At 48.9% G+C, this 18,262-nt stretch carries 16 protein-coding genes, 2 pseudogenes and 1 CRISPR repeat array; of the genes and pseudogenes, 5 read left to right on the top strand and 13 right to left on the bottom strand.

All coding sequences use genetic code 11. The features are described 5' to 3' along the window. Window positions 1-8: 8 nt before the first annotated feature. Entirely contained in the window at window positions 9-2,093 is a 2,085-nt protein-coding gene (locus tag NDK47_RS10125; RefSeq protein WP_251874701.1) for a sugar phosphate nucleotidyltransferase, read from the bottom strand. Between the two features lie 72 nt (window positions 2,094-2,165). After that, a complete protein-coding gene (locus NDK47_RS10120) occupies window positions 2,166-2,675 on the bottom strand; it encodes a DUF4912 domain-containing protein (RefSeq protein ID WP_251874700.1) in 510 nt (169 codons plus the stop codon). A gap of 284 nt (window positions 2,676-2,959) precedes the next feature. On the opposite strand from NDK47_RS10120, the gene NDK47_RS10115 reads away from it, so the two are divergent. The 3 genes from NDK47_RS10115 (at window position 2,960) to NDK47_RS10105 (ending at window position 6,243) form a co-directional block, all read left to right on the top strand. Continuing rightward, the gene (locus NDK47_RS10115; protein WP_251874699.1) at window positions 2,960-3,187 is read left to right on the top strand and encodes a hypothetical protein; all 228 of its coding nucleotides are present in this window, start codon (window positions 2,960-2,962) and stop codon (window positions 3,185-3,187) included. 279 nt (window positions 3,188-3,466) lie between these two features. Beyond that, window positions 3,467-4,593, top strand: a protein-coding gene (locus tag NDK47_RS10110) for an IS3 family transposase (protein WP_251874698.1) whose coding sequence is annotated in 2 segments (ribosomal slippage) — window positions 3,467-3,716 and window positions 3,716-4,593 — 1,128 coding nt in all. Because the reading frame shifts where the segments join, the coding sequence is not laid out codon by codon here. Window positions 4,594-4,627: 34 nt separating this feature from the next. Next, a CRISPR array of direct repeats spans window positions 4,628-5,201; the repeat unit is 32 nt; unit sequence GTTTCAATCCACGCTCCTGTGTAAGGAGCGAC. A gap of 388 nt (window positions 5,202-5,589) precedes the next feature. Continuing rightward, window positions 5,590-6,243, top strand: coding sequence for a CPBP family intramembrane glutamic endopeptidase (locus NDK47_RS10105; protein WP_251874697.1), 654 nt, complete (start codon window positions 5,590-5,592; stop codon window positions 6,241-6,243). A gap of 225 nt (window positions 6,244-6,468) precedes the next feature. Here the strand turns inward: NDK47_RS10105 and NDK47_RS10100 are convergent. Continuing rightward, window positions 6,469-6,855 (bottom strand): annotated as a pseudogene (locus NDK47_RS10100) (manganese catalase family protein); the annotation flags it as partial. Between the two features lie 253 nt (window positions 6,856-7,108). On the opposite strand from NDK47_RS10100, the gene NDK47_RS10095 reads away from it, so the two are divergent. Then, the gene (locus NDK47_RS10095) at window positions 7,109-8,836 is read left to right on the top strand and encodes a GMC family oxidoreductase (protein ID WP_251874696.1); all 1,728 of its coding nucleotides are present in this window, start codon (window positions 7,109-7,111) and stop codon (window positions 8,834-8,836) included. 372 nt (window positions 8,837-9,208) lie between these two features. On the opposite strand, the gene NDK47_RS10090 is transcribed toward NDK47_RS10095, so the two are convergent. After that, window positions 9,209-9,385, bottom strand: coding sequence for a hypothetical protein (locus tag NDK47_RS10090; RefSeq protein ID WP_251874695.1), 177 nt, complete (start codon window positions 9,383-9,385; stop codon window positions 9,209-9,211). A gap of 238 nt (window positions 9,386-9,623) precedes the next feature. Between NDK47_RS10090 and NDK47_RS10085 the strand changes: the two genes are divergently transcribed. Next, window positions 9,624-11,210: a recombinase family protein gene (locus tag NDK47_RS10085; protein WP_251874694.1), complete on the top strand. Its 1,587-nt coding sequence runs from the start codon at window positions 9,624-9,626 to the stop codon at window positions 11,208-11,210. A gap of 25 nt (window positions 11,211-11,235) precedes the next feature. Here the strand turns inward: NDK47_RS10085 and NDK47_RS10080 are convergent. From NDK47_RS10080 to NDK47_RS10040, 9 genes and pseudogenes are all read right to left on the bottom strand, one after another. Next, window positions 11,236-11,436: pseudogene (locus NDK47_RS10080) on the bottom strand (manganese catalase family protein); the annotation flags it as partial. A 21-nt stretch (window positions 11,437-11,457) separates the two neighbouring features. Continuing rightward, window positions 11,458-11,727, bottom strand: a complete 270-nt coding sequence (locus tag NDK47_RS10075; protein ID WP_251874693.1) for a spore coat protein CotJB — start codon at window positions 11,725-11,727, stop codon at window positions 11,458-11,460. Further along, complete coding sequence (locus tag NDK47_RS10070) at window positions 11,724-11,957, bottom strand: spore coat associated protein CotJA (RefSeq protein ID WP_251874692.1); 234 nt, start codon at window positions 11,955-11,957, stop codon at window positions 11,724-11,726. Before NDK47_RS10070 ends, NDK47_RS10075 begins: the two co-directional genes overlap by 4 nt. Before the next feature lie 173 nt (window positions 11,958-12,130). Then, window positions 12,131-13,060 carry an alpha/beta fold hydrolase gene (locus tag NDK47_RS10065; protein ID WP_251874691.1) on the bottom strand — a complete coding sequence of 310 codons (930 nt, stop codon included), beginning with the start codon at window positions 13,058-13,060 and terminating at the stop codon, window positions 12,131-12,133. Window positions 13,061-13,296: 236 nt separating this feature from the next. Continuing rightward, window positions 13,297-14,088: a DUF4247 domain-containing protein gene (locus tag NDK47_RS10060; RefSeq protein ID WP_251874690.1), complete on the bottom strand. Its 792-nt coding sequence runs from the start codon at window positions 14,086-14,088 to the stop codon at window positions 13,297-13,299. Window positions 14,089-14,099: 11 nt separating this feature from the next. Beyond that, entirely contained in the window at window positions 14,100-14,606 is a 507-nt protein-coding gene (locus NDK47_RS10055) for a DUF4178 domain-containing protein (RefSeq protein ID WP_251874689.1), read from the bottom strand. A 35-nt stretch (window positions 14,607-14,641) separates the two neighbouring features. Continuing rightward, entirely contained in the window at window positions 14,642-15,022 is a 381-nt protein-coding gene (locus NDK47_RS10050) for a DUF350 domain-containing protein (protein ID WP_407653433.1), read from the bottom strand. Window positions 15,023-15,119: 97 nt separating this feature from the next. Next, on the bottom strand, window positions 15,120-15,785 hold the full coding sequence (locus NDK47_RS10045) for a PspA/IM30 family protein (RefSeq protein WP_251874687.1): 666 nt from the start codon (window positions 15,783-15,785) through the stop codon (window positions 15,120-15,122). Between the two features lie 127 nt (window positions 15,786-15,912). Further along, window positions 15,913-18,063, bottom strand: coding sequence for a DNA topoisomerase III (locus NDK47_RS10040; protein WP_251874686.1), 2,151 nt, complete (start codon window positions 18,061-18,063; stop codon window positions 15,913-15,915). Window positions 18,064-18,262 lie beyond the last annotated feature (199 nt).

The raw sequence follows: 18,262 nt of genomic DNA, 5'->3' as shown, positions 1-18,262 counted from the left end.
CCTAAATGTTACGCTTCCTTTTGGGCTTCAATGACCACGGATCTTTGCTCCCCGATCTTTTCCTCCCCAATGGAGTGAAGCAGGGCAGCCAAGGAAACTCTCTCCCGGGCCAGGACATCCAAAATGCTGAAGAGACTAAAAATGGCGTCATAGCGAGGGTGAAAACGGGCATGGTCTGTAGATGAGACCTGGTTGCAAACGACTTTTTGCAGTCGCTCAAGCTGTTCCTGTGTCAGCCTTTCTCCCGTATGCGTAAACAGCTCCAGGCTTTCTCCGCTTTTCTCCAACCGTACCCCCAGATCAGCCTGATGAATGCGGACGCCCTCAGAGATGGTTCTGTTCACGGACACAATTCCAAGTTCGGAGAAGATAGGATGCAAAAAGTCCAGTAAAAAGCGGGATTCACTTTCAATCAGCAGCGTTGTCTGTGCACTCCTGATCGCGGCTTGGTCCAGCTCTTGCAGTAAGGCTTGGGCGTAGGTCTTCAGCACCCCGTGTTCTAGATGCAGCTGCCCCAGATGCCGCAGGGCGCGCAGAAAAGAATCTTGGGTAAAGGCGTAAGCAATTTTCCGTTCACGTTCGGGCGAAATGGACAATCCGTCCGCTCCCACGAATTGAATCGAGATCTGCTTTTCGCTTATCGATTCACTCATTTGAAGATGAATGCCGCCTTCACAAGAGAGTGACTGCACACTATAGCGAAGCAGAGGCGCAAAGCCGACACCGATATCGACGGTGTCAATTCCTGCCGAACACAGACTGGTCATCACACTATGCTTTAACAATTGGGCAAAGGGATGCACGCATGCAGACAGAACGATGCGGCTTCCTGCAGGAAGCTGAGAAGCATAAGCGGCTGCCAGGCGCGTCACGTACTCGGGTGTGATATCCACATTCGCCACACCAACAATGCCTCCGCTGATATTGCTCTTGGCAAACAGCCCCCGATTTCGCATTCGGCCATGAACGATCGATGTATGTACGACAGCCCCTTCCTCAATCTCTTTATGTGGCCAGACCATGACCCCGGGCTTGACGGCAACCGTACGACCAACCCGGCATCGCTCGCCGATAACGCTGTTCTCCCCCAGTACGGCACAATCGCCCAGACTGACGTGACTCCCCACAATCCCTCCGGTGACTTCTGCATGCATCCCGATAAAGGAATGCTCCCACACGATTGCTTGCGAGAGCCAGGCACCCTCAGACACGACCGTCTGCCTTCCCAGAATCGAATACGCCTCAATCGATACACCCGGCTCCAGATGAACCCCTTTTCCAAACAGGATTGGTCCCTCCAGCCTCACCGAAGCATCAATCCGCAGATCTCCTTCGACGTAGATGCCCGGTACAAGCTGTCTCGCTGCGATATGCACGTTTACCTGCCCATCGAGCATGTCGAATTGGGCCTGACGATATTCGTCCAGAGTGCGCAGCCCCGACCAGTAGCCTTCCAACCGGTACCCGCCCAGCGGAATTCCGTTCCGAAAAAGAGCGCGGGCCAATTCTTGCGGGTGGATCTCCTCTTCCGAAGACAGCAGTGTGGAAATGGACTCCGGCTCCAGAAGCAACAGCCCTGTATCGATAGTCCCCCACGCCTCCTCAAGACCGTCTAAACCTTGGCCGATTTGTATGATGTGACCGTCTTGATGCAACCAAACCTGCTGTTCTTCAGTAGAGGTCTCTTTTTCCGCCACAACCATCGTGGCCGCCCGGCGACTCTCCCGATGATCGTGAAGCGCTTCTTCCAGATCACAGTCGATTAACGCCGCTCCCGGAATGACAAGGATGGTATCGGCCACGGAAGAATCCGTCCCCCGCCCGAGGTGTTCCAGCAAATTGGAAAAGGAAAACGGCTCTTCCCAGTACGAAAGTGAAACACCGTACTGCGATCCATCGCCGAAATAGTCCCGGACCTGATCCGGAAAGTACCTGAGCATAACGAAAATATCTGTTATGCCATATCGCTTCAACAGCTCGATCGTATATTCCATGCATGGCCGATTTAGCAACGGCACCATCGGTTTCGGCGTATAAACGGTTAGCGGACGAAGCTCCACTCCCTTCTCGTCCGCCAGGATTACTGCTCTCATCCACGGAACCTCCTTGTCTTTGCAATCGTCTGAAACCCGGGAAAGAAGCATACGGTCATTCTATTCGGCTCTTTAGGCCAATAGAACGGGATGCTCCTGATATGGCAAGGAATTTCTGCATCGGCTTGCCCGTCTGGATGAGACTCGTTCTTCCGCTCCAGTTCGCTTGCCGTCGCGGGGAAGCACCAGGAAATCGGAACGCAGAATCGGGCAAAACTGTCTGCCGTGGAACAACCCGAAATCTACCAGATAGGTCCGACCCGGGCACAGACTTTCCACCACGACCTCCTGTTCTTCAACAGTGAGCGTCACGTCCAGGCACGGAAGCGGCTCTGTCCCTTGGGCAAAGTAATCTGTCGCATCATAAATGCGCAGCCCGCTGCGAATCGGATCGGCATCGGCAGGCAGATAGCTGGCAACCATCCTCAATCGTGCCTCACTTATTCTCCAATTGACGATAAAAGCATCCGAACTGATAACCGTCGTCGTAATCTTTCCAGTGACGAATGAGCACGGGCTCTCTTTTGCTGAGATATTGATTTGTGAATGAAATGAACGATGTAGATTGGATGATTCGAGCACCGAGATTCGCTCCCTTCCGTTATTTGCCGGGAAACATCAAGATTGGCTTTCCCCGTCTGACGATGATTCCTTCACCATTGCCATCATAACGGAAAAAAGAATCAAAGGCTGTCGAACGCTGCACCCTTTTTGCTTGTTCTTTTGTCGAGTCCCCCGCTCTTTTTCGTCAACACGATCACTCCGTCCTGGAGCAGACTGTTTTAAGCCGAACAGGAAGGGATCTGCTCTTTATCGAACTCTATGAATTTTTCGGGCGGCCAGCTGTCAGGCCGGAGGTTCAAGCGATGTTCACCACGTTTACCGCTCATTTATGGGAGGAACTGGAGGGACTTGTTGATTTATTCGGCACGCTGCATACCTTCGTTTACCGTTTTGACCAGAAGACGTTTACGACCTCTAGTGACGAGGGCGGGGAGACGATTACGATTGATTTTGATCAGTGGGTAAAGGGGCGGGATATCGAGATTAGTGCTATTCGGGGGTATTATCACAGTGGTCGAGTTTATATATGATGAAAAATGAAAAGAGACCACCGGTGTGGTGGTCCCGAATTACGGTTTTGCTGCCTTGAGTCATGCTCTTGTGTAAAGAGCGACCAGACAAAGGAGTTTTCGGCCAATAGGACGCGGTTTTGATACCGAGTCCTTTTGTTGTTTCAATCCACGCTCCTGTGTAAGGAGCGACTGTTGAGACGACTCAAAAGTTCGCCCTGAATCGGCTACACTGAATTGGACAGTTCTCTTAAGGTCTAGTAGATTAGAAACAAATCGAAAAAGGACGGAGAGAATGTCATGGCTAAACGTGAGCGTCGAGCATTTACAGATGAGTTCAAGCAGCAAATGGTTCAACTTTATGAGAACGGCAAACCACGTGCAGATATTTTGAGAGAATACGATCTGAGTGCATCTGCATTTGATCGTTGGGTAAAACAGAGTAGAACCACCGGTTCCTTCAAAGAAAGCGATAACCGTACAGATGAACAAAACGAGCTACTTCAGCTACGTAAGGAAAATCAACGACTGAAGATGGAGAACGATATTTTAAAGCAAGCGGCGCTGATCTTCGGACGAAAATAATGGTAATCCAGCAAAACGCTCATAAGTATTCCGTATTGGCCATGTGCAAGATCCTCCAGGTCAATCGGAGTACCTACTACTACGAGAGTAAAGAGCCATCATCTATCGATGATGATGAGGTGGAACAAGCAATTATCCGTATTTTTGAAGAGAATCAGCGCGTTTATGGAGCAAGAAAGATCAAAGCAAAACTTCACAAAGAGGGACTGACGGTTTCCAGACGGCGCATTGGACGTTTGATGAAGAAAAACGCTCTGGTTTCGGTCTACACGGTTGCACAGTATAAACCGAATGTGTCGTCATGTAACGAATCGCCAATTCAGAACGAACTGAATCGCGAGTTTGTGAAAGAAGCACCTCTCGAAGCTGTTGTGAGTGACTTGACCTACGTTCGAGTCGCAAACAAATGGCACTATATTTGCTTGCTTGTGGACTTGTTTAATCGGGAGATTATCGGTCACAGCTGCGGAAAATTCAAAGATGCCGCACTCGTCTATCAAGCATTTGCAAGCGTAAAAGGAGATCTGCGCCAAATTCAGCTTTTTCACTCGGATCGTGGCAGTGAGTTTAAAAATCTTACGATTGATGATGTGATCAATACGTTCAATATCAAACGCTCACTAAGTATGAAAGGCTGCCCCTATGATAATGCAGTGGCAGAGGCAACCTTTAAGCTGATCAAAGCGGAGTTCGTGAGAAATCGTCAGTTTGAATCGTTAGCTCAGTTAAAAAAGGAGCTGGGAATCTATATAAAATGGTTTAACGAAACAAGGATTCATTCCACATTAGGTTATCTGAGTCCTATAGCGTACAAAGAAGTTGCACTTAAGAAATCTGTCTAGTTTGGTGTTGACAATCCACCCCCATAAAACTTGCGTTTCAATCCACGCTCCTGTGTAAGGAGCGACGAGGACCCGAAAGTAAGATTAACGACAGAAAGGAGGTTTCAATCCACGCTCCTGTGTAAGGAGCGACCCTGACAAAGTTCCAAATTCCAACATTGGTAAAGGTTTCAATCCACGCTCCTGTGTAAGGAGCGACCATCGCGCATGTCTTTCCAGCGGGCAGTACGCTGTCCTCGTTTCAATCCACGCTCCTGTGTAAGGAGCGACGAGCGCAGAGAGCGATACGAGCGCTACGCCGTCTGAGGTTTCAATCCACGCTCCTGCGTAAGGAGCGACGCGAAATGCCCCAAGATATGATCCACGGGATTGCGTGTTTCAATCCACGCTCCTGCGTAAGGAGCGACGGTCGGAAGCTCTATTATGCAAAGCCCTTCCTCAAGGTTTCAATCCACGCTCCTGCGTAAGGAGCGACGTTGACCGTCTGCGGAAGGTGCGCCGAACGTCCGGTTTCAATCCACGCTCCTGCGTAAGGAGCGACACTTTATCGCTTTCAACGTTGATCTCGATCTGCCCGTTTCAATCCACGCTCCTGCGTAAGGAGCGACAGCATACGTCCAAAAGCCTTGCTACACATGATTTTTGGACATCATTTCCGCGAACCTCTTAATAAGTTAGCCCTGTGAGTTATAAAATCAGTACCAAAACCCAGAAAAGCCTTGCCAGAAGCGGAGCGCGAGCCTTCCAGGGATTTTATGTGAGCTTGAGGTTCGCGATTTAGGGATTTTGTTTACGAAATCGGATTTAAACATATCAGTCTATCTTTTTACTTTCCTTCCGTACAACTTCCATTATAGCAAATTTTACCATCCCATGCTGGCGATCATTTTCAAATGCAAAAATTTCCTTCGCTCAACAATACAGTCGATCAATATTGGAAACATGTATGATATAGTGAAAATTATTTCATTTCCATATCTTGCGAGGGATCCCGTAATGAATACTTTATCCAGTAAACAGAAAGCACTTTTGGTCATCGCTCCCGCACTTGTTTTGACACAAATCACAGTATTTCAGCTTTTGGTACGGCACTACGGCGATACTTTGGGGTATTTACTCGGTTATATCGTCTATTGGCTCGTATGGTGCATTCCCGTCACCCTCTTGTTCATTGGCCCTCCATCCTCCATTTTATGGCGATTCCCTGCTGATGTTTCGTACAAACAATGGATAGCGACTGCACTCGTTGCCCTTCCGGCCATCGCCACCTGCATGGCGGTCTTCCTTCCCTATGCCCCCTTGGCTGGGAGAAACGTCATTCTGCTTGCCCTTCTCTTCGCCATCGTGAACGCACCCTTGGAAGAAATGCTGTGGCGCGGTGTATTCCCTTCTCTGTTTCCCCATAATCTGTGGCTTGGTTTTCTCTACCCCACATTCTGGTTCGGCTCCTGGCATCTGGCTCCAGCTCTGGTAAAGGATTCTGGCATGGACGGCGGCATCCTTGCCTTTGTCGGCGGGGCTGTGTTTATGGGCCTTGTGTGGGGCTGGTTTTCGTACCGATACAAATCCATATTGCCAAGCACCCTCGCTCATCTGCTGTCGAATTTCTTTGCATTTACCGGCTTTATCTATGTCAATTGGTTTGCGTAAATGGTATCCGCTCAACCATTACTCCCTTGCACACCTTGGCTAAAGGCCTTTAGGTGTTTTTGGGATGTTAGAAAACGTGGATGGTTCTATCGTGGAGAACCTGCTTGAGATGAATCTGTCCAAACGATGACTATTTAAGAGAGCTTGATAAACAAAGGATTGAATCTTATTGCGCCCTGCTCGCAAGCATACATAAAAAAAGCCCACCTGCACGGTGGCCCTTTTTTAAAAGAACTTTTTCCGATCCTGCTCTTCCTTCAAAATCTCGACTGCCTCCCGGAAGCGGAGCGAGTGAATGACTTCCCGCTCTCTGAGAAATTTCAAGCCGTCCTGCAGATCGACGTCGTCGGTCATGTCGATCAGCCATTGATAGGTCGCTCTGGCCTTCTCTTCCGCGGCGATATCTTCGTACAAATCTGCGATGGGATCGCCCTTGGCTTGTATATAGGCTGCTGTCCAGGGGACACCAGAAGCATTTTCATAAAAAAGAGCGTTGTCGTGTGAAGCAAAGTGTGCGCCCAGTCCAGCTTCGATCAACTGATCGGGGGTGGCATCCTTCGTCAGCTTATACACCATGGTGGCGATCATTTCCAGATGTGCGAATTCTTCGGTACATTATATTTATCAATAATTTGGCCCTTCTATGAACAGAACATCTTTCTCACTTATTGTTTCTCGGAAAACACCGATGCTGCATTGGCGGAAAAAATCATCTGGACACATAACCTGTCTGATCATCAAACTTTCCGGAAGTCGTTTAATGACTTCATCCATTTTTAACAATTATTCTACCATCAATGTCACTTTGGACAAAACGGGGGAATATTCTACATTAGCCCAATAATGTAACCAAGGAGAAGCGGAAATGAGCAATCGTAAGAATTTGGTGTACGACTATATTGTCGTTGGGACGGGGCCTGCGGGTGCGATCATTGCCAAGAGACTTTCGGACGATAAGAATACTTCCGTTCTTGTCCTAGAGGCGGGCGAAAATAACGATAAGGATACCCCCATTAAGGATTCTACATTTGCTCCGGAATTGGAAGAGCAGTTTTCTCCGCAATATTTCTGGCAAGGGGAAGGCGTTCCCCAAAGCAATCTGGATGATCGGACGTTTGAGTGGACAACGGGGCGCCTCTCTGGCGGGGGGTCTTCCATAAACGGCGAGCAGTATGTGAGACCAACCACGGATGTACTGCGGGAATGGCAAAGTCTTTTAGGTGCATTATGGTCACCAAAACGGGCCATTGAACGATTTAAACGTATTGAGAAATACAACGGGGAATCAAATAATCCCCAAGCTCACGGATTTCGTGGCCCGGTTGACATCCGACAAGCACCAAAAAATCCGACAGCTATGGCTAAGAAGCTGGTTACCGCTATTTCACGGGCAACCGGTTTTCGGGAAATTCTTGACTACAACGATCCACAGACACCACTCGGCCCTTTTACCCGGTGGCAATTGTTTCAAAAGCCAAATGGGCACCGTGAAAGCTCCTCCACTGCCTTTCTTTCCTCTGATATCATAGCTGCAAATGGCCGTGGTGTTAACAGCCGAAAGCTGAGAGTTATGTACAAGTCGACGGCGATTCGCGTGCTTTTTGCCGATAAGCGGGCCCGGGGCGTAGAGTTTCTAAAAGAGGGCGCATGCATTCAAGCCTTTGCTCGCAAGAAGGTGATTATTTCTGCCGGGATCAATAGTAGTCAACTGTTGATGCTATCCGGAATTGGGCCGGCAAAGCATTTGCAAGCAGCAGGCATACCCGTAGTGTTCAATAACCCGAACGTGGGAAAGGGATTGAGAAACCATACCCTTACGTTCGCTACTTTTACCACTAATCCAGGGGACAAACCTCTCCCTGATAACGATCCGAGTGCTCTTTATACCGGTGGAGCATTCCTCCCCGATCCGGCGCCCGGGGCGGATAAACACCGCCGCGCGGTGCAATTGGTTGGAATCGGCGGGCGTCAGTCGCTTACCATCGCCATTATCTACCTGCGCCCGAAAAGCCGGGGGACAATTCGCATCCAGAATAACGATCCACTCAAAATCGTTCTGGCGGACGAAGGATTTTTGGATCATCCGGCGGATCTGGAGGCGGTAAAGAACATTTACAAAATCTATATCAAAAATATTGCAGCTGAACTTCGGCGCATCGACCCAACTTACCGTCTCACCACCCCTACAGACGACATTATCGATAACGACCGTAAGCTGGAGGAGTTCATCAAACAAAATTTCGATCATAACCACCATCAGCAAGGCGCTCTAAGGATGGCACCGCTTGCGGAGGGCGGCGTAGTCAACAGCAAAGGGCATGTGCACGGGGTGAAAAACCTGGTTGTGGCCGATGATTCCCTCATTCCATTCACCGTGGACGGCAATACGACCGCGCCAGCATACCTGATCGGCTATACCATTGTACAGCAGTTGTTGAAGAAACCTGCCGGCAAAAAGAACCTGGTCTTGAAAAGTAAGCCTGTGGCAAAGGGAGAACCCGGCCGCAAAAAGAAATATGCCGGGCCAAGGAAACATTATGCCCTAAGAACCCCCCTTCAAGGTCAGAGTGGTTGGGAAACTACAGCTGAATAACCGGCCGTAAAACTGACAAAGAAAGCTCCCCTTCAAGTAGCGGTATTTTTATGAAACCTGTCTACCTAAAGGGGAGCATATCAATCCTCGACAGCCTTCTTTTTTTCTAAATCGCTTACTTTGCCACTATGCAATGTTTTCCAATTTTTATCCTACGATAAGAGCTTGCCCCCACTTCCCTACATCCCGTTACTTCCAGGTAGTCCACCCATTCCCCAACCGCCACTATTGCACCTGTAGGCAGATTTCTCCACTATGTATCCATGTCCGGCCAGTACACTGCGAAATGGCTACTGTTCTCCATCTTCCTTCTCGCTTCTGCTCTTCGGTACTCTTTTCGGTTGTGTGAGGCTTGTCCTTCCAAGCCGGTGATTAACCGGCCTTGTTTTCACCTTCTTGGTGTATTGCCCATCCTGCTGCATGAAAGTCGTCAATGATTTTCTCAATTTCCTGAGGGTCGGTTCGGATACAATTGTCAGCAATGTGGATGGTGGAGCCATTAATGATGTAGGTCTCCACGATGTTTGGATTCTCGATTTTTTTGCGCACATCACCCACTCCCTTCGGGGGATGTATATGCGGTGTTACTTAGGGGACTGCCCTTGTTTGTAAAAGTGGCTGGGCCATCTATTGACCATTTGGTCATCCAAGTTGCAGACCTGGCGAAATTACTGAAGATAAATGTTTTTGTATAGTTGCACTTTGTACCAGAATAGTATAAATGGTACTCACCTTACACTGTGTTTCTTACATAAAATGATTGTTCGAATTAAAGAAGGTGAATGTCTTGTCTAGACTTCCTTATGGAAAATATGCTGCATACCTCAGAAAATCACGAATTGATCTTGAGGCAGAGGCCCGAGGCGAGGAAGACACCTATAAACGCCATATGCGTATCTTGATCGAATTGTCGAAACGCTACGGTATCACCATAACAGAAATCTACAGCGAAAAACCTGCCACATCAGGAGAAAGAATTTCAGAACGTCCTGAAATGATTCGGCTGCTTGAGGATGTGGAAAACGAGCAATGGACCGGGATACTCGTAGTCGAAGTGGAACGTCTAGCCCGTGGGGATACGATGGATCAGGGGATCGTAGCAAATGCTTTTAAATACTCGAACACTCTCATTGTCACCCCAATGCGTGTCTATGACCCGCAAAACTCCGACGACGAAGAATATTTTGAGTTTGGTCTTTTTATGTCTCGTAGGGAATTTAAGACGACGACGAGGCGCCTGCAAGGAGGGCGGGTTGATGGTGTGAGGGACGGAAGATATGTGGGAAACACTCCCCCCTATGGCTATCAGCGGGTAAAGCTCCCTGGCAAGGGTTGGTCGCTCGAACCGAACACAGATCAAGCTCCGATCGTGCGATTGATCTTTTCTCTATACACTGACCCAGATCCAGAAAAGCGTATGGGTACTGCTCGTTTGGCAAAGCACTTAAATACGATGGGGGTTCCTACAGCTCGAAATAGTAAATGGACGGTGGCCACGATAAACGGTCTACTTCGAAACCCCGTCTATATTGGTCGGGTACGATGGGGCTCCCGTCCTCTGATCAAACGACGTGATGGAAAAAGCAGGCCGAGAAAGCCCAGGGATCAATGGGTCGAAGTAGTTGGGATGCACCCGCCATTAATTGATGAGGCTACGTTTGATCTTGCTCAAAATATCATGCAAGATCATGGCCACACTCCAGCTCCACGGGGGAAAATAAGCAATCCTCTCGCAGGATTAATACGGTGTGATATATGTGGTGGACCTATGGTGTTGCGGCCTTATGGAGACAAAAATCCATCATCTATTATCTGTCCGAGTCAAGATTGCCCCAACGTCAGTTCCTATTTTCACATCATCGAGGAACGATTACTCCAGTCTCTTCGAGAATGGCTAAAATCATACAAGGCACAGTGGAAAGATAAGCAGCCCAAAACAAAGAGAACCGACCAAATGAAGTTGAAAGCCCATGAAGAAATGCTTAAATCATTAAGAAAAAAATTTGATGATTTGAATAACCAAAAAAACGAAGCCCACAACCTGTTGGAGTTAAAAGTTTATTCAATCGAAGTGTTTATGGAACGTTCTCAATCTCTTGCGAAACAGATCGATGAGATACGGGAAACTATTGCCCAAGCTGAAAAAGAAATAGAGCTTGAACAAAAGCGAATAGCTGCTAGGGTGGAAACAATTCCGAAGGTTGAACACGTCATTGAGGTTTATCAAAAAACAGACGATCCTGGAAAGAAAAACGCAATGCTGAAATCAGTTGTGGAACAGGCGACTTATCGTAAAGAAAGAGGTGGGAGGTGGAATCCAGAGGCGATCAATCAATTTACTCTCGTGCTGTATCCGAAGCTTCCAAAAATATAAGAGCGCATTTTTATCGATATCTGTAGTGTACTGATTCTTCGGTCCCAATATCCGTTAACAACCCAATGACCTTATCTGGAATCGAGTAGCGCTGATTCAAATAGCGTAGGGCTGCGGCCAGTTCACCGTCTGCTCCGCCGTATTGCTCCAGCAAAAATTTGGCCATGCGCGGATCACATTTGCTTACCCGGACAGGATACTGCAATTTTTTTTCATATACCCACACGATGTGTTCTCCTCCTCGTCTTTATACCTGCCAGGGCCAGGGTGTGTCGTTCCACTGCCAGGGGTATCGCGAATAACTGAGACCGAATTGCAATAGCGGACCATAGCTTTCTTCAAATTCACAAGCGATTTTCCAACGCTGCTCGGAGATTTGGTTAAATTGTTGAAGGGCATCAAAGTCATTGCTATGCGTATCTAAATAGAGTGTCAATTCCACCAGCACAAAGTCGAGTGCTTGCAGTTCGAGTAACAGCTGATAGTACCGTTCATCGACCGGAGTGGTTTCGCTCATTTTTTCCTCCTCCCTTCTTCTCTTCTGCCGCTGCGCCCCTCATAGGGGCTGAACAAATCTGGCCACAGTGTTCCGTATTGGAGGGCCTCCCGGGGTGAAAATTGCGGGAGATTGGGAGGTTGAAACTGTATGAATAATTGGGGGGGCACCACATATGACTTGACGCGCTGCGGCGGACACGGGTCGAACGGACTGATGTACGGAAAGTAGACTCGATACTGGGAGTACAATGATGAAACCTCCTTATGTGGGTCTTTGACTAATCACTATCACTCTATGATGTTTACCCATGCCCGGTGTTAGGCACCTGCCCTATTCTGGCTTGAATACCGTATAACGAAACAAAGGTGCCCCCAAAAGCTGAGCTTTTGGGGAGACACCTCTGTTTTTCCTGCTTATCGTTTTATCCCTCTCGCTTTTCTGCTCGACCGTCGTCCCTCATAAACGCCGTGACTGCTTTGTTCACAAATGAAGGTCTTTCCATGGAGAGGACATGCCCTGCTCCATGGACCATCATGGTCTCGATTCCCGGCACTAATCTTTTTGCACGCTCTTGTGCTGCCCGCGGATCGTAAATGACTTCCTTCTCTCCGAGCAGCAGCAGGACAGGTACGTGTATGGATGACAGCTCCTCGTCGGAGTACACATATGGAAAACCGTTTTCTCCGGGAGGGCGGCTTTCTTTCTCACCCAACCAGTTGATAGCCGCACGATACTGTTGTAAAAACGGGGCCGGGATGGTATAGCGGTCCGCAAACATCCAGTCCACAAATCGCTCCACCCCTCCTGGTTGAAACAAACCGTAGGCGTAGGTGTAAAAATCCGGGTGAAACGGAACAAATGATTCGGCCGGACTGATGACGACAACCCGCTCAATCCATTCCTGAGCCTGTACCAGCAGATTGATGACATGCATACCGCCCAGCGATAAGCCCACCAGTTTTGCCTTTTGAATGTGCAAATGCTGCAAGATTTCAATCATCCACTCTTTGAAATCCGTTCTGTTCCTGCAGCCCACTGTGGGGATACTCAAATTTTGATCTTCCAAAACGTCGATGGCATATACGCGATACTGCTTGCTCCACTCTCCAACATTGGGGTACCACATACTCGAGCTGAACAAGGCCCCATGCAACAGAACCAACGGCTCTGCGTCAGCCGGCCCACATGCCACGACATGCGTCTGGCCAAATCTGGTGGGAACATAGAACCTTTCGTACGCAACCGGCCAAAGTCCAAGGCTGGCTTCATAAGCCTGTTGAAAACGCTTGCCGCCTTCCGTATCCGGAAAAGTCTCCAGATGATGAGTGGTAACATGGTTCCGATTCAACATTTCCTCTCCCTCTTTTCATTCACTGGTTTTGGATCTGATTAGAATTGCCTCTCCATGTAATACAGATACAAAATTATAATAATACAGTTCTTGAAATATGTAAATAACCTGATATTTTTGTTATAACAGTTATTATAAAATAACTATAACAATATATTAATCCGGTTGTCGATTCACCTCAGAGCTTTCTGCACCTCTCGCTGAACAAAACAAAAACCCGCTCTGCTTCGAGCGGGTCATCTTCGTTTGGTAATGCGTCCGTAGCCTCCGACCTTGGTACGTGGCGCTGATGATCGTTTGGGTGGAGAAAAGATGGAGGATGAGGATTTCTTGCTTGAACTGGAACCATCTGAGTAACTTGCACCCTTCTCACTTGAACGAGTAATCTTTCCGGTAGATCCACTGGAGGTGTCTACCCTTTTCTTGGTGAGACTTCCATCCGATCCGACGGTTGTGTCTGTTTTGTTCGTCCCCCGCTTGATAATGCTTCCTTTTCCCTGGGTGGTGATGGGCGGGGTTTGCTTCTTCTCTTCAACCGTTGGTGTTCGGTAGGTACCCGAAGGCTTGTAAACCTCCTTATTGGTGTATCCTCGGTAAGAGCCGGGGTAGTTTTTCTGTCCATGGAACAGATCACTTAACAAGCTGCCAAGGATATACCCTTCGAGAAAGGAAGGATCGTAGTTCTGGCGGACGAACTCCTTGGAATCCACTTCAATGATTGTATCGCTTGGTTTGGCCTCATCCTGTTGCAGATGGTACCACTCGTCGGAATAGACGAGAAACATATGCTGTTCGTCTTCCTTCGAGATTTCATCCGGCGTTCTCTGTTCGGATAGCTCCTGGGCGACCTCCGGCACGGTTTTGTTCTCCGCTCGATATATCTTGGAGGTTTGCCCGCCATCCTTGGAGATGATGGACTCCAAGGGATAGCTATTGCTTACTGATTGCGTATTGCACCCGGCAAGCACAAGCAGGAACAAAGCAGGGATCAGGATGAGTTTGATCGCTTTCATCAATTGCTGTGGCACTTTCCTCCCCCCTAAGTTCCGCGCAACACCTGTACGTCAGCCGGAAGAATACTTTCCCCTTCATAAAGCAAAAAGCGTCCGTCTTGCCACTCGATTCGAAGCAATCTCCTGTCATCGGATTGATACTGCCAGACATGCTGCTCCCCGGAAGCTTGAAACGGCGCGCTTCCAAGTGCTGTCACTTTGCCAAAATACTGCTCCTCTAAATGATAGGCATGATCATCCATCTCAATCGTCGTCGGAATCTCTTCCGGAGAATCCAGACGGCCGTCAATCATGTCATACAGCTGATAAACCGTCCGCTCCCGCTCTTCAATGAGAAGGTAGCGTATCCTGCTGCCATCCTGCAAGGTAAGCATGACCGCATTGCGGTTGAGATTTCGAGTCTTTCCCGTCACTTGATAGGTCGATAGCGATACCTCGACGACATCTCCAGGTCCAACCGTCAGCAGGCTCAATTCCCCTTGAGGAAGCTCATGCTTGGCGAAGATGTTTTGAATTCGCTTCCATACACTCATCACTGAACCCCTCTCTTTCCACTACACGACAGTTCCTACAGACATGCGCCAATAATCAGGGCGCCTACCACGTGGAAGGAGCCTGCAAGAAGCGCATACGCGACTTTTCCCTGCTTCGTACCTTCATCCAGGTTGAGCCCCGCAACTGCTTGCAGTATTTTTTCCACAACCCATTCCAGCAAGAATAAAATCACAAATGATACCACGGAAGCAAGCAATGCTTCCCAGAGATCATTGGACTTCGTGATTGACTGCGACAGAATGAATCCCTGGGCAAATAACTTCATCACGAACCGGGTTGTCACGGCGACATTACCCTTTTTCATCTCTGTCAAATCATTGTATTTGGTAAAGAGCGAATCCACCCACATCAGTACAGACAACAGGATGGCACCTGCGCCTGTCCAGACGAACATGGCGAGAATTTCTCTCCAGGCCACTCGCAATCCCTCCACAGCTCAAGGTCAAACAGCTCAATCTTTGCGAAAGAAAAGGGGGAACCGCATCAGCGGCTTACCCCTCATATTTTTTCATCAGCGCAGCCAATTCGTCCTCGACCTGCTGATCCTTGTTCAGTTTGGCGATCTCGTCATCGAGAGACGACTCTTTTTTGTACAATTCACCGCTCGCTTCTGCCTCTGCTTCCAGCTGCATGGCTTTCTCTTCCATGCGCTTCAGGCCAGCCATGGCTGTGCTGGAATCAAATCCAGACATCGACTGATTGATCTGCTTTTGAGCTTTGGCCGCGTTCACACGAGCAGCCAGCGTCTCCCGCTTGTTTTTCAACTCGGTGATTTGCTTCTTCATTTCGGTCAGTTTTTCACGCAGGTTGTCAGCAGCAGCCTTGTTTTGCTCGTAGCCAGCTTTGTATTCGGCCATTTTCTGCTCGGCCGCTTTCTTTTCCTCCAACGCTCTGCGGGCGAGGTCGATATTTTTCGCCTGGGCCGCCACATGAGCCTGTTCGTCCCGCTTTTTCACAAGCGCTTCCTGCTCTTCATACAACTGTTTGAATTTCTTTTCCAGAACGATTTGAGCGGCTACTGCCTTTTCCGCTTCTGCCAAATCTTCTTGCATATCACGGAGATACTGATCTGTCATTTTAATCGGATCTTCCGCTTTTTCTATCAGCGCGTACAGATTTGACATGGTCAGGTCACGTAAACGTTTAAAAATGGACATGATTCATTTCCTCCTCAGCTAAGGAATCAGAAGCCCAACTTTTGTCGCTGTTCTTCTCTACTATATACCTACGGATCAATCGTACGGAAGTTTCAAAAACAATCGGGAAACCCGAAAAAAACTTCCCTCACCCCTGTTCCACTTTTGCCTTTTTCTCCTGATCGTCCCAGACCAGGAAACCATCAAGGCTGTCCTGTCCCTTTTTGAAGCCCTTGATCTTGTTGCTCTTTCCTTGCTCCATCAGCTTTTTGACATTGGTTTCCGTCACTTTCTTGCCCATAATCAGCTTGGACACGGTGACACTGCATTTCGTCTTCTGGTAATTGGCGCAGCCGTAAAAATCTCCTTTGTCTACCAAATCGCCGCCGCAAACCCGACATTCTGCCACCTTTTTCCCCAGGCGAAACCGGGAAGTTTGCTTCGGCAGCTCCGCCACTTCATAGCTTTGCAGATTCCAATGCGCGGATTGTTCGACGGCATCATCCACAATTTTCTGGGACAGCTTTCTTACCTGTTCCATAAAAGCTTGTGCGGATGCCTGACCCTGCCCGATTTCAGCAAGTCGCTGCTCCCAGCGCGCAGTCATCTCCGGCGAGGCCAGGATCTTGTCTCCGATCACCTCGATGAGAAGCATGCCTTTTTGGGTGGCAAAGACCTGATTTCTTTTGACCTCGATGTATTTTCGCTGCTTCAACATCCCGATGATCCCGGCCCGCGTAGCCTCTGTTCCCAGCCCTTCCGTTTTCATCAGGACCTTTTCCAGCTCCTGATTGTCCAAATGCTTCCCCGCTGTTTTCATCAAAGTAATCAGTTGCCCCTCTGTATATCGCTTAGGTGGCTGTGTCTTGCTTTCTTTTACCTTTACCTTTTGTACCTGTCCCTCTTCACCCTCTGCAAGCGGAGGCAGCAACGCATCGTCGCTCTCTTTTTCCTCATCAAACAGGACGCTCCTCCAGCCTGCACGGATTTGTACTTTGCCCTTGCTGACAAACGTGGCGCGCCCGTCGACCAGGGTCATTACGGTTGTATAATCAAACAAGGCGCTTTCACAGTGAGCGGCAATCAGCCGCCGGGCCACCAGATCGTAAATTTTTCGTTCCTCATCGGCAAGTCTGGATACTGTCGGAACCTGCTCCGTGGGGATGATGGCATAGTGGTCCGTCACCTTTTTTTGGTTGACGTAACGCCTGTCTCCCGCAACTGAGTTTTTGGCAGTGGGGAAATACCCGCTGAAATCGGACTGTTTTGCCAGCTTGGCTAAAATCTCGGGAAATGTCCGTGCTTCTTCCGAGGTGACAAAGCTGGAATCGGAACGAGGGTAGGAAAGATACCCCTTCAGATAAAGCTTTTGCGCTACCTCGAGCGTTTTTTGCGGTGAAAACTTATACAGCCGGTTTGCTGTCGCTTGCAGGGACGAGAGGTTAAACAGGTAGGGCGGCAGATACTCCTTTCGCTCCTGTACGACCTCTGCCACGCTTGCTGCTTTACCCCGACAAAACGCGGTGATCCGCTCTGCCAATTCCGGCTCTTTGATTCGAGACTCGCCATCCTTCTGCCAGGTGCCTTCGTAGATTTTTCCATCCATCTGGAAGGTAGCCAGCACCTCCCAAAACGGCTCCGGCTTGAAATTGGCGATTTCCTTTTCCCTCTTGACCACCAGGGCGAGGGTCGGCGTCTGAACACGTCCGGCGGAAAACACATCATGAATTCCCTTATTTTTTAACAGGATGGTATAGACACGGGAAGCATTCATTCCGACCAGCCAATCAGCACAGGAGCGGCTGTACGCCTCCTGATAGAGATTCGCTGTTTCGACTTCATCGAGAAGCGATTCAAATCCGGCAACCACCGCTTTTTCCGTCAAAGACGAAATCCACAAGCGTTTCATGGGCTTTTTCACACCGCATTGCTCAATAATTGTGCGGACGATCAGCTCCCCTTCCCTCCCGGCATCGCCGGCGTGGATGATTTCTCGCACATCTGGACGTCTCAGCAACTGCTTGATGATGCCAAATTGCTTGGCTTTTGCTCTCGTCACCTGATGCCGAAACTTTTCCGGGATCAGCGGCAGGCTCTGCAAGGACCATTTTTTCCATGCTGGATTGTACGCTTCCGGGGGCACCAGCTCGCAGATATGGCCGATGGCCCATGTAACGACAGCCCCTTGTGGAAACAGACGGTTTGGTGTGATTTCCAAATATCCTTGTTTTTTTCGATGTGGAAAGGGTCCCGCCAGCTTCATCGCCTGATCCGGTTTCTCTGCTATGACGACCTTCATCTCATTTCTCCCTACTCGCTTCTGTTCAAGCTCTATTGTACACCATGGTTCTCCTCTCCTGCGAGCCGTTACGTGGAAATTGAAGGCCTACAGTTCGTGGAAAGAAGAAAAAAGGGAGGGCATCTGATCTGCCTCCCTCGTTCATGCGTTTCTAGGTTTCTTCGTCTGTCGTTTTTATCGTTACAGTCGTTTCGTTTGT

It is taken from the genome of Brevibacillus ruminantium, from assembly GCF_023746555.1.
GTDB lineage: Bacteria > Bacillota > Bacilli > Brevibacillales > Brevibacillaceae > Brevibacillus > Brevibacillus ruminantium.
This window is presented reverse-complemented; position numbering and strand designations above follow the sequence as displayed.

Bases quoted from the DNA above. Each gene is read 5' to 3' on its own strand.
- NDK47_RS10125 (WP_251874701.1), bottom strand. From the start codon at position 2,093: ATGAGAGCAGTAATCCTGGCGGACGAGAAGGGAGTGGAGCTTCGTCCG.
- NDK47_RS10115 (WP_251874699.1), top strand. From the start codon at position 2,960: ATGTTCACCACGTTTACCGCTCATTTATGGGAGGAACTGGAGGGACTT.
- NDK47_RS10105 (WP_251874697.1), top strand. From the start codon at position 5,590: ATGAATACTTTATCCAGTAAACAGAAAGCACTTTTGGTCATCGCTCCC.
- NDK47_RS10095 (WP_251874696.1), top strand. From the start codon at position 7,109: ATGAGCAATCGTAAGAATTTGGTGTACGACTATATTGTCGTTGGGACG.
- NDK47_RS10075 (WP_251874693.1), bottom strand. From the start codon at position 11,727: ATGAGCGAAACCACTCCGGTCGATGAACGGTACTATCAGCTGTTACTC.
- NDK47_RS10065 (WP_251874691.1), bottom strand. From the start codon at position 13,060: ATGTTGAATCGGAACCATGTTACCACTCATCATCTGGAGACTTTTCCG.
- NDK47_RS10055 (WP_251874689.1), bottom strand. From the start codon at position 14,606: ATGAGTGTATGGAAGCGAATTCAAAACATCTTCGCCAAGCATGAGCTT.
- NDK47_RS10050 (WP_407653433.1), bottom strand. From the start codon at position 15,022: ATGTTCGTCTGGACAGGCGCAGGTGCCATCCTGTTGTCTGTACTGATG.
- NDK47_RS10045 (WP_251874687.1), bottom strand. From the start codon at position 15,785: ATGTCCATTTTTAAACGTTTACGTGACCTGACCATGTCAAATCTGTAC.
- NDK47_RS10040 (WP_251874686.1), bottom strand. From the start codon at position 18,063: ATGAAGGTCGTCATAGCAGAGAAACCGGATCAGGCGATGAAGCTGGCG.